The sequence below is a fragment of the Streptococcaceae bacterium ESL0687 genome, from assembly GCA_029392475.1.
Lineage (GTDB): Bacteria > Bacillota > Bacilli > Lactobacillales > Streptococcaceae > Floricoccus.
The window spans coordinates 544,070-558,003 of record CP113940.1 but is presented as its reverse complement, the minus strand read 5'-3'; the positions used below and the strand labels follow the sequence as shown (position 1 = coordinate 558,003).

The 13,934-nt window shown below is 38.7% G+C and carries 12 protein-coding genes, 1 pseudogene and 1 riboswitch; of the genes and pseudogenes, 2 read left to right on the top strand and 11 right to left on the bottom strand.

Going from position 1 to position 13,934, the window contains the following annotated elements; translation table 11 throughout:
- Positions 1 to 50: 50 nt before the first annotated feature.
- A riboswitch (M-box (ykoK) riboswitch) is annotated at positions 51 to 218 on the bottom strand.
- A gap of 548 nt (positions 219 to 766) precedes the next feature.
- Positions 767 to 925: pseudogene (locus OZX60_02865) on the bottom strand (CsbD family protein).
- Between the two features lie 169 nt (positions 926 to 1,094).
- Between OZX60_02865 and OZX60_02860 the strand changes: the two are divergent.
- A complete protein-coding gene (locus OZX60_02860) occupies positions 1,095 to 2,096 on the top strand; it encodes a putative sulfate exporter family transporter (GenBank protein WEV45687.1) in 1,002 nt (333 codons plus the stop codon).
- Positions 2,097 to 2,128: 32 nt separating this feature from the next.
- Here the strand turns inward: OZX60_02860 and OZX60_02855 are convergent, their stop codons facing one another.
- From OZX60_02855 to OZX60_02840, 4 genes are read right to left on the bottom strand one after another with little or no spacing between them, the layout of a single operon-like run.
- Positions 2,129 to 2,482, bottom strand: a complete 354-nt coding sequence (locus tag OZX60_02855; protein ID WEV45686.1) for an EamA family transporter — start codon at positions 2,480 to 2,482, stop codon at positions 2,129 to 2,131.
- Positions 2,482 to 2,853 (bottom strand): EamA family transporter, encoded by a 372-nt coding sequence (locus OZX60_02850; GenBank protein WEV45685.1) that lies wholly within the window; start codon positions 2,851 to 2,853, stop codon positions 2,482 to 2,484. The genes OZX60_02855 and OZX60_02850 overlap by 1 nt, the downstream gene beginning before the upstream one ends.
- Entirely contained in the window at positions 2,854 to 3,843 is a 990-nt protein-coding gene (locus tag OZX60_02845) for an alpha/beta hydrolase (GenBank protein ID WEV45684.1), read from the bottom strand. It lies immediately after the preceding gene.
- A 26-nt stretch (positions 3,844 to 3,869) separates the two neighbouring features.
- The gene (locus tag OZX60_02840) at positions 3,870 to 5,168 is read right to left on the bottom strand and encodes a bifunctional folylpolyglutamate synthase/dihydrofolate synthase (GenBank protein WEV45683.1); all 1,299 of its coding nucleotides are present in this window, start codon (positions 5,166 to 5,168) and stop codon (positions 3,870 to 3,872) included.
- Positions 5,169 to 5,348: 180 nt separating this feature from the next.
- On the opposite strand from OZX60_02840, the gene OZX60_02835 reads away from it, so the two are divergent.
- A complete protein-coding gene (locus tag OZX60_02835; protein WEV45682.1) occupies positions 5,349 to 5,900 on the top strand; it encodes an NAD(P)H-dependent oxidoreductase in 552 nt (183 codons plus the stop codon).
- A 316-nt stretch (positions 5,901 to 6,216) separates the two neighbouring features.
- On the opposite strand, the gene OZX60_02830 is transcribed toward OZX60_02835, so the two are convergent.
- The 6 genes from OZX60_02830 to carB form a co-directional block, all read right to left on the bottom strand.
- Positions 6,217 to 7,494, bottom strand: a complete 1,278-nt coding sequence (locus OZX60_02830) for a dihydroorotase (GenBank protein WEV45681.1) — start codon at positions 7,492 to 7,494, stop codon at positions 6,217 to 6,219.
- 6 nt (positions 7,495 to 7,500) lie between these two features.
- Positions 7,501 to 8,130 (bottom strand): orotate phosphoribosyltransferase, encoded by a 630-nt coding sequence (pyrE, locus tag OZX60_02825; protein ID WEV45680.1) that lies wholly within the window; start codon positions 8,128 to 8,130, stop codon positions 7,501 to 7,503.
- Positions 8,131 to 8,179: 49 nt separating this feature from the next.
- Entirely contained in the window at positions 8,180 to 8,863 is a 684-nt protein-coding gene (gene pyrF, locus OZX60_02820) for an orotidine-5'-phosphate decarboxylase (GenBank protein WEV45679.1), read from the bottom strand.
- Positions 8,853 to 9,800 carry a dihydroorotate dehydrogenase gene (locus OZX60_02815; GenBank protein ID WEV45678.1) on the bottom strand — a complete coding sequence of 316 codons (948 nt, stop codon included), beginning with the start codon at positions 9,798 to 9,800 and terminating at the stop codon, positions 8,853 to 8,855. The genes pyrF and OZX60_02815 overlap by 11 nt, the downstream gene beginning before the upstream one ends.
- Positions 9,797 to 10,576 carry a dihydroorotate dehydrogenase electron transfer subunit gene (locus OZX60_02810; GenBank protein WEV45677.1) on the bottom strand — a complete coding sequence of 260 codons (780 nt, stop codon included), beginning with the start codon at positions 10,574 to 10,576 and terminating at the stop codon, positions 9,797 to 9,799. The genes OZX60_02815 and OZX60_02810 overlap by 4 nt, the downstream gene beginning before the upstream one ends.
- 133 nt (positions 10,577 to 10,709) lie before the next feature.
- Positions 10,710 to 13,889: a carbamoyl-phosphate synthase large subunit gene (gene carB, locus OZX60_02805; protein ID WEV45676.1), complete on the bottom strand. Its 3,180-nt coding sequence runs from the start codon at positions 13,887 to 13,889 to the stop codon at positions 10,710 to 10,712.
- Positions 13,890 to 13,934 lie beyond the last annotated feature (45 nt).

Genomic DNA, 13,934 nt, shown 5'->3' with positions numbered 1-13,934 from the left:
CAAAATACCTACCGAAAAAAAGCACACTCAACAAAGAGCATGCTTTTTAGCATCATGATCTTATGTTGAGCTTTAGCACTATAGGGCGTAGATATAAAATATCAGCTACATTATGGATAACCTTCACGATCATCCCTGTTCTACCAACTAAGAGTCTCTCGATTCTTTCGCGGCAGTAGCTTATGTCCAAATAGGAGCCTCACCTAACAAATATTTAACTTTATCCTTAATATAAACTAAAAAAAATCCCCTGTCAACAAATTTAATGAAAATCATTTCAAAATTTCATGTAATAAATCATCGCCAAGGGATTTTAAGGACTCCAAAGAGCCCATATTCGTCAGCTCAAGCTAGTCAACTAAGTTTATTTTTTTGCTTCTTCTACTTTATCTTTTGCTTCGTCAACTTTGTCAGAAGCAGCATCCTTAACTTCTTTAGCCTTATCTTCAGCAGCATCTTTGGCGTCAGAAGCTTTTTCCTTTGCATCCTCAGCCTTGTCTTTTGCCTTTTCTTTTGCTTGGTCAACCTTTTCAGCTGTTTTATCAGCTAATTCTTTGGCCTTATCGACAACCTTTTCAGACTCTTCCTTGGCTGAATCCTTGAATTCACCAGCTTTTTCAGCTACTTTACCTGCTACTTCTTTAGCTTTATCAGCTACTTTACCAGCTTCTTCCTTTAACTCTTCTGTTTTTTCAGGAGCCTTGTCTTTTGCTTCTTCAAATTTTTTCTTAGCGTCGTCAAAAAGATCACCAGTTTTTTCAGCTACATCTTCGGCAGCCTTGCCAACTTTTGAAGCCACTTCTTTAGTCTTTCCAACTAATTCATCAAAGAAACCTTCAGCTTTCTTCTTGTTATCACCTGTAACATTACCTGCTGCTGTTTCTACTTTTCCTTTTACTTTATCTACATTTCCATTGTCTGCCATAATAAATCTCCTTAATTTATATATACTTTTAATATGTTTTAAATATAACAAAATTAAATTTTATATTCAAGAAATAAGCCTTTTCATACTTATAAAATGTTAGAATAAATAAGACTTCTTTCGATTAATTTTTTTAAAGTCAGCATCCAAAAGAGAGGAAAATAAAATAATGAAAATAAACATCAAACAACTCTTACCTGGCATTCTTTTATCCATCTGTCTAGCCTTTATTAGTAAGCTTCTAGCAAATTTCATACCGCAAATTGGAAGTGCAAGTCTTGCTCTAGTTTTAGGTATTCTACTAGGTAATACTAAATTTCAAGAACAGAAATGGGAGCCTGGAACGAAATTTTCTGAAAGTAAATTTCTTGAAGTATCTGTCCTTCTTTTAGGCTTTAGTGTAAATGTCACTAGTATCCTAAGTTTAGGCTTCAAAAGTTTCTTCTACATCGTGATTCTTATGACCCTGACTATTATGACCATTGTCTCATTAGGAAAAAAAATTTCCATCAATAAAAAGTTGTCCCTCCTAGTAGCTGGTGGTACCGCTGTTTGTGGTTCTTCTGCCATAGCCTCAATCGCACCATCAATTAAAGCTTCCGATGAGGACAAGGGACAGGCTATTATCCTGGTCAACCTTCTTGGGACGGTTATGATGTTTGTTCTGGCCCTACTTGCAAGTCTCTTGTTCCCGCAAGATACCCTTAGGCAGGCGGCTTTGGTTGGGGGAAGTTTACAATCAGTCGGCCAAGTTGTAGCCAGTGCAGCCTTTTTAGGTGATAGCCAGATAAAGCTAGCCATGCTTTTTAAAATATTAAGAATTATGATGCTACCTGTGGTTATTATTTTCATGAAATTTTATCTAAAAGAAGATAGTATTAATAAAATTGATAAAATACCAGCTAAGAAGGGAAAACTTCTTCCCTGGTATGTTTTTGCCTTTATCCTAGTCTGCCTGGTTAATAGCTTCTTCAACTTACCGTCTGGCATTAATCAATCAGCCCATTATCTAAGTGGTTGGCTCGAGATAAGTGCCCTTGCTGCAATTGGCCTCCGCCTCAACTTTAAGAAATTTATTCAAAATGGAAAAGCATTTTTAGCCTTTGGATTCCTTGGTGGCGCTCTTCAAGCCCTCTATGCCATCTGTTTGATCTTTCTTTTAAATATTTGACCACTAAAAAAGAGCCTCGTGGCTCTTTTAATTTAGCCTGCTTTTCCAAGAAAGAAGACACCAATGATAATAAAAATTATTGCTAATACCTTTTGAACATTGATTTTTTCCTTAAACATGAAGTAGGAAATGATAATGGTCCAAATATAGCTGATTGAGGTCAAAGGAAAGGCGATGGAATAATCGAGATACTTGAAAAGAACGATATTGGTACCAGCACTTACAATATAGTAGAAGGATCCCAGGTAAAAGTCCTTTGATCTAAGAATATTATCAACTGATAGCACTGGCATTTTATCCATGGCTCTTTTTAGGTAAATAGCTCCAATACTTCCAGTAAATGTTGTCGTTAAAAGCCAGAAGGCGATTTTAAGAAAAGTCATCATTATTTACCTATCTCCCTTTCCTTTTTAGGAATATAAGCCAAAGTAAAGGCTCCTGCAACAATAAATAAAACTCCCAAAATTTTATTTAGGCTAATACTTTCACCCAAAAATAAGTAGCCAAAGAATACTGAAAAGGCAAATCCGATACTCATCATCGGTTGTAAAATTGAAACCTCACCGTATCTAAAAGATGCCATTAGAACAATCATCCCAGCCCCTGCCAGAACAAAACCTAAAACGGTCATAAGGGTTGCCTGAAGGCCACTGGTACTTTCAGCACCCAGCTTCCAAGCTAACTGACCTAAACTGCTGGCAAGAGCTGCCAGTAAAACAAGTAGGTAACCTACTATTCTCTTATTTTCATTAACCATCTACTTCTCCTTATCCCAAATATATTTATTTAAAAATTCATTAACTGTCTCAAAATAATTTTTTTCTTCATAGATATAAGAGGACAGGTGGGGTGCATTTTCAACCATGAAAATTTCCTTGGGACCTCTAGTAGCCTCGTTATTTTGATAGGCCATTTGATGGGGGACAAATTTATCCGCTGTTCCATGAATAAAAAGAATGGGCAAGTCATTGTTTTTTAAAGACCTGGTAACATCAACATCCTTGATTGAAAAACCTGCCAAGCTTTTAATGAAAAGAGACATAAAATTAACAATTGGAAACTTGGGTAATTTGAACACGCGCTTGAATAGACTTTGAAATTCCAATTCAAGGGAGGTGTAACCACAGTCTGCAACAGCACCTTTAATCTGTACTGGCAGATTATTGTTAGTGACTAGCATGGTTGTCGTTGCACCCATTGATCCACCGAAGAGAATAATTTCAGCTTCTGGTTCTCTTTCAATCAAAAGGTTTATCCATTCAAGCAGGTCCATTGACTCCTTATGCCCCATGGTAATAATCTTACCTTCACTTTCACCGTGGGCCCTCATATCAGGAATTAAAAAATTATAACCATTTTTTGACAGCTGCTCAACTACAAGCTGCATATCCCTTTGACCAGTTGAGCGGTAACCGTGGACGCCAATAATCCATTTATTTGAAGTTGGATTTACCTTGTAAAGATTGGCCTTAAGTTTTAGGTTGTCAAAACTTGAAATAACTATTTTCTCAGTTAACTTGTCCTGCCAGAAAACTTGAGCTCGCTCATTTTGCTTCCTTTCAATAATGGCATAAGGATCAGTCTGATTTTGGTCAATATCTGGATTAGCTAGGCTATGACCAACTTTTGCGTACCACTTATTGTCCTTTTGAACAATGGCCCCTGAAATAAACCAAGCTACAAATCCAAGGCCTATGATTAAAATTGCAACAATAACAAGTAATAGATAAAGAAAAATAACTCCCATTAATACCTCCTTTAACAGCCCTGCTGCTAGTTTTCCTTGAAAAATTCACCTCTAATTTGAGAAATAAAGTAAAGGGATCCTGTAATAATAATTAAATCATCCTCCTTAAGATTATCCTTAAGCTGCTCAAGACCATAGGCCCAAGTAGGAAAGTGCTTGTAGGCCTTATAATCTTCACTTGAAAGATCTAAGGCCTTTGGAAAGTCAAAAGTTGTCAGGTAAAGGTCCGTTTCTTCTAGGTTTGAAAGCCTGGTAAGCATTCCCTCGATATCCTTTGTTTCCAAGGCTGAAAAAATTATTTTTTTATGCAGATGGGCGTAATCCTTGCTAAGATTATCGACTAACCGGTCTATGGCATGAATATTATGGGCCCCGTCTAAAATAATAAGAGGATTGTCAGAAACTTTTTCCATCCGGGCTGGCCACTTAACCTCTAAAAGAGACTTCTTGACAGCTTCTATATCAAAAGGTAAAGATGCCTTCCTGCAGTAAAGATAAAAGACTTCAAGGGCAAGTCCTGTATTTTCAATTTGATGACGTCCTTGAAGGGGGGTATAAAATTCTTCATCAAGCAAGGCTTCATTGCTAAAGTAAAAGTTTTCACCCCATCTGCTATCTTTTGGTCCCTCAACAAGCCTATAATCACTTCCTAACTTATAGTGGGGACTTTTCCTTTCTCCTGCAATCTCTTCAATGACTAGAAGGGCTTCAGCACCGATATTTCCAGTTACTAGGGGAACCTTATCCTTTATGATTCCAGCCTTTTCCCAAGCTATCTTTTCAAGGGTATCTCCTAAAATATCCATATGATCTAGGCCAATGGTTGTGATTACTGAAATTTCAGGTTTAATGACATTGGTCGAATCATACAGGCCACCAAGTCCCACCTCGAGTAAGACCAGGTCACAATTTTTTTCCTTAAAGTACATGAAGGCTAAGGCTGTAATGATTTCAAATTCCGTAATGCCTGAGACCCTTTCATCCTTATCCATTTCTTCAATCAAAGGAATTACCTTAGCTGTTAATCGGTCCAAATCCTGATCAGAGATAAAATTACCGTTGATGGCAATTCGCTCATTAAAAACTTCAATAAAGGGAGAGGTAAAGGTTGCTACCTTAAGACCCTGTCCCATAAATAAGCTTTTCAGATTGCTTACTGTTGAACCCTTGCCGTTAGTTCCACCAATATGGATTACCTTCAGATCACGTTCGGGATTTCCCAAAAGCTTCAGCAAATGTTCAATTCGAATGGTTCCAGGCTTGGAACCAAATTTTTTTCGACCATGAATCCAAGTCACAGCCTCTGTTTCTTTTTTATTAACCACTTTTTCACCTCATTTTAATTATAGCTAAAAGCCTTAGCAATGACAAAGAAAACTTAAAGGATAAGTTAAAAGTCCGTTGACAAGTAAATACTAAATAATTGAATTTTTATTTTTATAGTGCTATATTTTACCTTGTAAACGTAAACAAATATAAGTTTGTATATCCTAAGGAGGAATCTTATGAGCAAAATTGGAATTATCGTAGGTAGCTTAAGAAAGGCTGCTTTCAGTAAAAAGATTGCTAAAAATCTTTTAACCATGTTCCCAGAAGGATTTGATGTTGAAATTATCGATATCAATGACCTAGATATGTATAACCAAGACTTTGACGATGAGAATCGTGCTCCAGAAAGCTGGACAACCTTCAGAAACAAGGTCAAAGAAATGGACGGAATTGTTTTTGTAACTCCTGAATACAACAGAAGCCTTAGCGCAGCTATTAAAAATGCCATTGACGTAGGTAGCAGACCTTATGGTTTCAATGTTTGGGACGGAAAACCTGCCCTTGTCGTAAGTTCTTCTCCTGGTGCAACTGGTGGTTTTGGTGCCAATCATGCTCTTCGCCAAACCTTAGTTTTCCCAAATATGCCTATTTTACAATCACCTGAGGCATACCTGGGTCACATTGATAAATTATTAGATGAAGATGACAACTTTATTCCTGACACTAAAAAATATGTTCAGGCCATTGTTGATTCATATGTCTCATTCTTTACAAAACTTACCAAATAAAAAAAATCCAACCCTCGGGTTGGATTTTTAGCCACTAACTGCTTTATATAGGCTATAGATAATAAATATAATTACTACCCATTTGATTATTACCATGAAACAACTTGAAAAAAGTTCTAAACTAGCCATTAGTAACATTATGATTATAAATATGAACATTAAAAGTCCTATCATACTCATCTCCTCATCCTTAATCACAGATAACATAGTAGGATTTGATGAAACTACTAGCTAGTGTATTTTATCATAGCTTACTCTTTATTACCATAAGCCTTCAGACTGAATTAAAAAAAGGTATCCCTAAGGATGCCTTTTTTTAATTCTTTTTATATACGATTTTACCATTACAAATTGTATATTCAATCTGACCTGTAAGCTCTTGATTGATAAAGGGAGTATTGCTCGCCTTAGAAGCAAAATCTTGCTCAATAAGAACTTTTTTCTGGTCATCAAAAATGACTAAGTCTGCTGGTCCACCAACGCTTAAATAACCCTTGTCAAAATCATAAAGTTTGGCAGGATTGATTGTCATTTTTTCCAGTAATTCCATAAGGCTTAGGTAATCCTTATCTACTAGATGGGTCAAACCAAGTTGAAGGGAGGTTTCAAGACCTGTCATTCCACTTGGTGCCTTGGTTAATTCTTGATCTTTTTCCTCGTGGGTGTGAGGGGCATGGTCTGTTGCAATAACATCAATTGTTCCATCTTGCAGACCACGAATGGCTGCTAGACGGTCCTCTTCCCTTCTTAGAGGAGGGTTCAACTTGGCATTAGTCCCTGATCTAAATATTTCTTCCTCAGTTATTGAAAAATGTTGAGGGGTAACTTCTGAGCTGATATTTGCTCCAAGTCCTTTGACAAATCTAATTACATCAACACTTTCCTTGGCTGACATGTGTTGGAAGTGAACACGAGCTTTAGTATCATAAGCAATCATGGCATCACGCGCTACCATGCTGTATTCACTAACTGTTGGTGCCCCAGTAAAGCCACACTTATGACTAACCTCTCCGTCATTAATTCCAAGAATACCTGTAAGAGCTGGATCTTCCTCATGAAGGCTAATCAAAGCATCAAACTTCTTGGCTTCCTGCATGGCACGTCTAACCATGGCTGAATTAGCCAGGGGAATCCCATCGTCTGAAAAACCAACTGCTCCTGCGGCCAAAAGTCCCTTAAAGTCAACAAGGTGCTCCCCGTCAAAATTTTTGGTGATTGTCGCTACTGATTCAATATTAATAGCTTCTTTGCTGGCACTTTCAAGAACCTCAGATAAAACTTCAACAGTTGAGATTGTAGGATTAGTGTTTGCCATCATTACGACTGTTGTAAAACCACCACGAGCCGCAGATAAAGCTCCCGTATGAATATCTTCCTTATGGGTTTGTCCCGGCTCACGGAAGTGGACATGAACATCAATTAGACCAGGTGCTACCACATATCCTGATGCATCAATAAGGTCTGCTTCTGCTGTGATATTTTCAGCTATTTGAACAATCTTCCCATTTTCAATTAGGATATCTGCCAGTCCATCAAACTTACTAGCTGGATCAACTAGACGACCATTTTTTATTAATAATTTTGTCTTTGTCATAGTAATCTAGTCCTGCCAATCTTCTTGATTGTCTTTGAAGCGTTTAAGAAGATCAAGCTCCTCTTGGTCTACATAGCCAGTTTCTTTAGCAATCTCAATTAGATCTGTATAATTTGAAAGAGTTATTAAAGGAAGATCCGCCTTCTTAAAGTTTTCAATCCCTCTTGGAAGTTCATAAGTAAAGATTGCAGCCACTCCTAAAACGTCAGCTCCCTCACGGCGAGCAGCCTCAGCTGTACCGATTACTGAACCACCTGTTGAGATTAAATCTTCAATGATTACCATTTTTTGACCTTTTTCAATACGGCCTTCGATTTGATTTCCTGCACCGTGGTCTTTAGCCTTACTTCTGATGTAAACCATAGGTAAATCAAGAATTTCAGCAACCCATGCTGCGTGAGGTACTCCACCTGTTGCAGCACCAGCGATTACTTGTACATCTGGGAAATTAGCCTTAATTTCTTCAGCAAAGGCCTCAGCAATTTGACGGCGAACAGCAGGATAACTAATAGTAATCCTGTTATCTGTATAGATTGGTGATTTGATACCACTTGCCCAGGTAAATGGAGCCTTTGGTGATAAAAATACAGCTTTAATGTCAAGTAGGTCTTTAGCGATGTCTTGTGATTTTGTCATGATTTCTCCCTAATCTATAATTATTTAATTTACTAGTGATTTACCTTCTTTAAAGGCTCCACTCTTTCATGATTTCTTGGTAGGCCTGAACAGGATTTTCAGCCTGAGTGATTGGTCTTCCAACTACAATATAGTCACTACCAATTTTCCTGGCTTGAGCAGGTGTTACGATTCTTTTTTGATCCCAAACTGCAGCCCCTAAAGGTCTAATCCCCGGTGTTAGACAGATGAAATCCTTTCTTGTAGCTTCCTTGATGGCAGAAGCTTCTTGGGCAGAACATACCACTCCTGCAAGACCTGCCTCGTTAGTAACCTTGGCATAATTTACAACTGACTCAAGAAGACTTGTTTGGATATTTTGATCTTTCTGCATATCCTCTTGACTGGTTGATGTTAACTGAGTCACTGCGATAAGCTTGGTTCTTGATCCCTTAAGTCCTTCAAGGGCTTCTTCCATCATCTTGTGGCCACCTGCTGCATGAACATTGGTCAAGGCAACATCAAGTTCTGCAATATTTGCCATGGCTTTTTTAACGGTATTAGGAATATCATGAAGTTTTAGGTCTAGGAAAACATCATGATCCTGGCTCAAATCTTTTACAATTTGTGGACCGTATTTATAGAAAAGTTCCATTCCGACCTTGACAAATAACCTCTGGTCAAATTGGTTGGTAAAGTTAAAAACTTCCTTGGCATCTGAAAAATCTAAAGCAATTACGGGTCTATTTTCCACGAATTTCCTCCTGTATTTGATCTACAAAGTTTTGTAGATTGTCAATTCCGTACATGTCCATAAGATCAGGTAGATCTTTAATGATATTTGGGCAGGCATAAGGATCAGTAAAGTTTGCTGTTCCGACACCTATAGCGCTTGCTCCTGCAATCATCATTTCAAGAACATCAGAAGCACTTGTCACCCCGCCCATCCCAATTATTGGAAGGCTTGATGACATGGCTACCTGCCTTATTAATTTAAGGGCAACCGGGAAAATTGCAGGACCACTCATCCCTCCTTGACCATTAGCAATAATAGGCTTGCGGGTCTTAAGATCATATCTTGTTCCAACCAAGGTATTAATCATGGTAAATCCTGATGCTCCGGCACTTTCCACTGCCCTTGAAACTTCTGTTATATCAGCGACACTTGGAGTTAATTTAACATAGACAGGGACACTTGATGCGTCAACTGCAGCCCTAGTCGCCTTGTAAGCAAGCTCTGGATCCTGACCAATTAAAAGTCCATTGCCACCATGGTCAACATTGGGACACGATATGTTAAGCTCAATGGCCTTTACGTTTGGAGCCTTTGAAACCTTACTGCTTACAATCCCGTATTCTTCGTTTGAAAATCCTGCAACATTGGCAATAATTGGAAGTTCCGGATAATTGGTAGAAAGCCAGGTTAATTTTTCAGCAACTACAACATCAACTCCTGGGTTCTGCAGTCCAATGGCATTTAGCATACCACTAGGACTTTCGGCAACACGGGGAGTAGGATTCCCAAAACGGGCATCCTTGGTAGTAGCCTTAATCATAATTGATCCAAGCTGGTCCAAATCGTAATATTTAGCATATTCTTGACCAAAACCAAAGCAACCTGAAGCTGGAATAATTGGATTTTTAAGTTCAAGACCTGGTAGGGTTATTTTTAAACGATTTTCCTGGCTCACTGTAAGACCACCTTTCCGGTTTTAAATACTGGTCCATCATCACAAACCTTAAGGCTTGCTTCCATACTCTTGTACTCTTCATGGACAACACAGGCATAACAAGCACCCATTCCACAAGCCATACGGCTTTCAAGGGAAATATAAGCATGGGGATGATCCTTAAATTTTTCATTTATAGCCCTAAGCATCCCGGGAGCTCCGCAGGAATAAACAGCCCGAGGATTGAAATCAAGACCTTCTAAAAGGTGACCAACATGACCATGATGGCCATATGAACCATCATCTGTAGAGATTACAAGTTGACCCAATTCCCTAAAGAGATCTTCATAAATGATTACCTCTTTAGTGGCATAACCAAAGAAGAAGGTAATATCTACACCCTTATCCTTAAGAACACGCCCTAGTTGGTATAGGGGAGGAACACCGATTCCACCACCAACTACCAAAACTCGGTCACCTTGCTGTAAAAAACTGGTGTCAAAGCCATTGCCTAAAGGACCCATAACATCAACTGTGTCGCCCTTTTGAAGCTGAGACAAAATAGCTGTCCCCCCACCTTCAGTTCGATAAATAATTGAGCAAGTCTTCTCATCCTGATTAATTTCAGCAATGGAAATTGGTCTTCTTAAAACCTTACTAGCATCCGGTATCCTTATATTAAGGAATTGACCTGGAACCTTCATGTCCTCAATCATTTGGCCCGTTAATTTCATTTCAAAAATTCTTGGAGCAATCTTTTTTTGTTCTACAATTTTTAAATCTTCTTTAAGTATCATTTGCCCCCCATCAAATTATTATTTCTCTATTTATTTTATTATATGACTAACCTGTCTTACAAATTTAAGCTAATCGCAAGTGATACCATCTAATATGCTCAAAAACAAGCTATTAAATGGTATCATCCTGGTCTTAAATTTTATGAATGCTAAAGGCTCTTGTTTCAAGAACTTTTAAGATAGCATCAGTTGTATCTAAAGCAGTAAATAATGGAACTCCTCTTTCAACTGCCTCACGGCGGATGAAGAGGCTATCATCATTTTCAAGATTACGGTCAGTTCCTGTTGTATTCACCACTGCAGCCAGATGACCTCCAGCAATTAGTGAAAGAATATCGTCGTCAGCTTCCCCGATCTTATTAACGGCTTGAACATTGATTCCTTTTTGAGCAAAGAAGCTAGCTGTCCCCTTAGTAGCAAGAATGCTGTAACCAATGTCTGAGAAGCGCTTAGCAAGTTCTAAAGCTTCTTCCTTATCACTATCAGCGACTGTAAATAAGACGCTACCAAATTCTGGCAGATGAATATTACTTGCTTCAAAGGCCTTATAAAGTGCCTTAGCTAGAGTTTCATCACTTCCCATAACCTCACCTGTCGACTTCATTTCAGGTCCTAAAAGAGTATCAACCTTTTGGAGCTTAGTGAAAGAGAAGACTGGAGCCTTAACATGAACTTGCTCACTTACAGGAGCTAGGCCTTCACCGTATCCCATATCCTTGATTTTCTTACCAAGAATGGCTTGGGTTGCTACTTGGGCCATTGGAATATCAGTTACCTTACTTAGGAAAGGAACTGTCCTACTTGCCCTTGGATTTACCTCAATAACATAAACCTTATCCTGGTGGATAACAAACTGGATGTTCATCATTCCAAGACAGTTAAGTCCTGTTGCAAGTCGTTTAGTATAATCAACAATCGTATCAATAATTTCCTGGCTAAAGCTTTGAGGTGGGTAAACAGCCATTGAATCCCCTGAGTGGACCCCAGCTCGTTCAATATGCTCCATAATTCCTGGAATTAGAACTGTTTCTCCGTCACAGATAGCATCAACTTCACACTCTTGACCTACTAGATATGAATCTACAAGAACTGGATGATCAGGACTTGCCTTAACGGCCGTTCTCATGTAAGATCTGAGGTCATTTTCATTGGCTACAATTTCCATAGCACGTCCACCAAGAACATAAGAAGGACGGATAAGAACTGGATAACCAATCATGTTGGCTGTAGCAACTGCCTCTTCCTCGTTGGTTGCTGTAGCACCAGGAGGTTGTGGGATATCTAAATCTTTTAAGGCACGTTCAAACTCATCACGGTCCTCAGCACGGTCTAAGTCACGAACCTGTGTCCCAAGAATTTTAACACCAGCTTTTTCTAAGCTTGACGCCAGATTAATTGCTGTTTGACCACCAAACTGAACTACAACTCCAATTGGCTCTTCAAGGTCGATAACATTCATGACATCCTCAAATGTTAGGGGCTCAAAGTAAAGTTTATCAGATACTGAAAAGTCAGTTGATACAGTTTCAGGATTAGAGTTCATAACAATTGCTTCATAACCTAATTTTTGAATGGCCTTAATTGAATGAACTGTTGCATAGTCAAACTCAACCCCTTGACCAATCCTAATTGGACCACTACCAAGAACAAGAACACTTTCCTTGTCAGACTTATGAGACTCTTGCTCAAATTCATAACTTGAATAGAAGTAAGGTGTTTGGCTTTCAAACTCTGCTGCACAGGTATCAACCATCTTGTAGACTGGCAGAATCCCATTTTTTGTACGCATTTCGCGAACTTTTTCAGGCGTCATTGACCATAAATCACCAATCTTACGGTCAGAGAAACCATTTCTCTTAGCTTCTTTTAAAAGATCTGGATTGAAGACGTGAGTTTTAAGCTCTCCTTCAATCTCAATAATGTGAGCTAATTTATCTAAGAAGAAGATGTCAATTTTGGTAAGCTCTGCAATTTCTTCAATTGAAATACCACGACGAATAGCTTCTGATAGGAAGAAGATACGGTCATCTTGAACCTTAACAATCTTTTCGTAAAGCTCATCTTCACTAGCTAGACTCGCTTCTTCACTTTCATTATGGTAGCTACCAATCTCAAGACTTCTAATGGCCTTAAGCAGGCTTTCTTCAATATTACGACCAAGGGCCATAACCTCACCAGTTGCCTTCATTTGCGTACCAAGATGACGGTCCCCTTGTTCAAATTTATCAAATGGGAAACGTGGAATTTTTGAAACCACATAGTCAAGAGCTGGTTCGAACATGGCATAAGTAGTACCCGTAACCGGGTTAATCATCTCATCAAGAGTGAAGCCTACGGCGATTTTTGCAGCAAGTTTAGCAATTGGATAACCTGTTGCCTTAGATGCTAGAGCAGATGACCTAGAAACACGTGGGTTAACTTCGATTACATAATACTTAAATGAGTGAGGATCAAGAGCTAGCTGGACATTACACCCTCCCTCGATTTTTAGGGCACGGATAATCTTAAGACTTGCATCACGGAGCATTTGATATTCGATGTCAGAAAGTGTTTGACTTGGTGCAAAAACGATTGAATCTCCCGTATGAACTCCAACTGGATCAAAGTTTTCCATGTTACAAACAACAATTGCATTGTCAGCTGCGTCCCGCATAACTTCATATTCAATCTCTTTAAAACCTGCAATTGATCGTTCAATCAAACATTGAGTGGCCGGTGATAATTTTAGACCATTAGCTGCAATTTCACGCAACTCTTCTTCATTATCACACATACCACCACCAGTTCCACCTAGGGTGAAGGCAGGACGAACAATAACTGGATAACCGATTGCTGCTGCAAATTCTAGGGCCTCCTCAACTGTATTTACAATTTCACTTTCTGGGATTGGTTGATCAAGGTCTTCCATTAATCGTTTAAATAAATCCCTATCTTCTGCCTGATCAATAGCTGATAGCTTGGTTCCCAAAAGTTCGATTCCAAGCTCATCTAAAATACCACTTTCAGCAAGAGACATAGCCATGTTAAGACCAGTTTGTCCACCAAGGGTTGGTAGGATAGCGTCTGGTCTTTCCTTTCTAAGGATACGACTTACAAATTCAAGAGTTATAGGCTCGATATAGACTGAATCAGCTATTTCCTTATCAGTCATGATAGTTGCTGGGTTTGAGTTTACAAGAACAACCTCGTATCCTTCTTCCTTAAGGGCCAAACAGGCTTGGGTTCCAGCATAATCAAATTCAGCAGCTTGTCCAATAATAATTGGGCCGCTTCCGATCACCATAATTTTATTTATATCTGTACGTCTAGGCATTACTTCTCCTTATTTTTACTTATCAAAACTTCTAATCAAGAACTA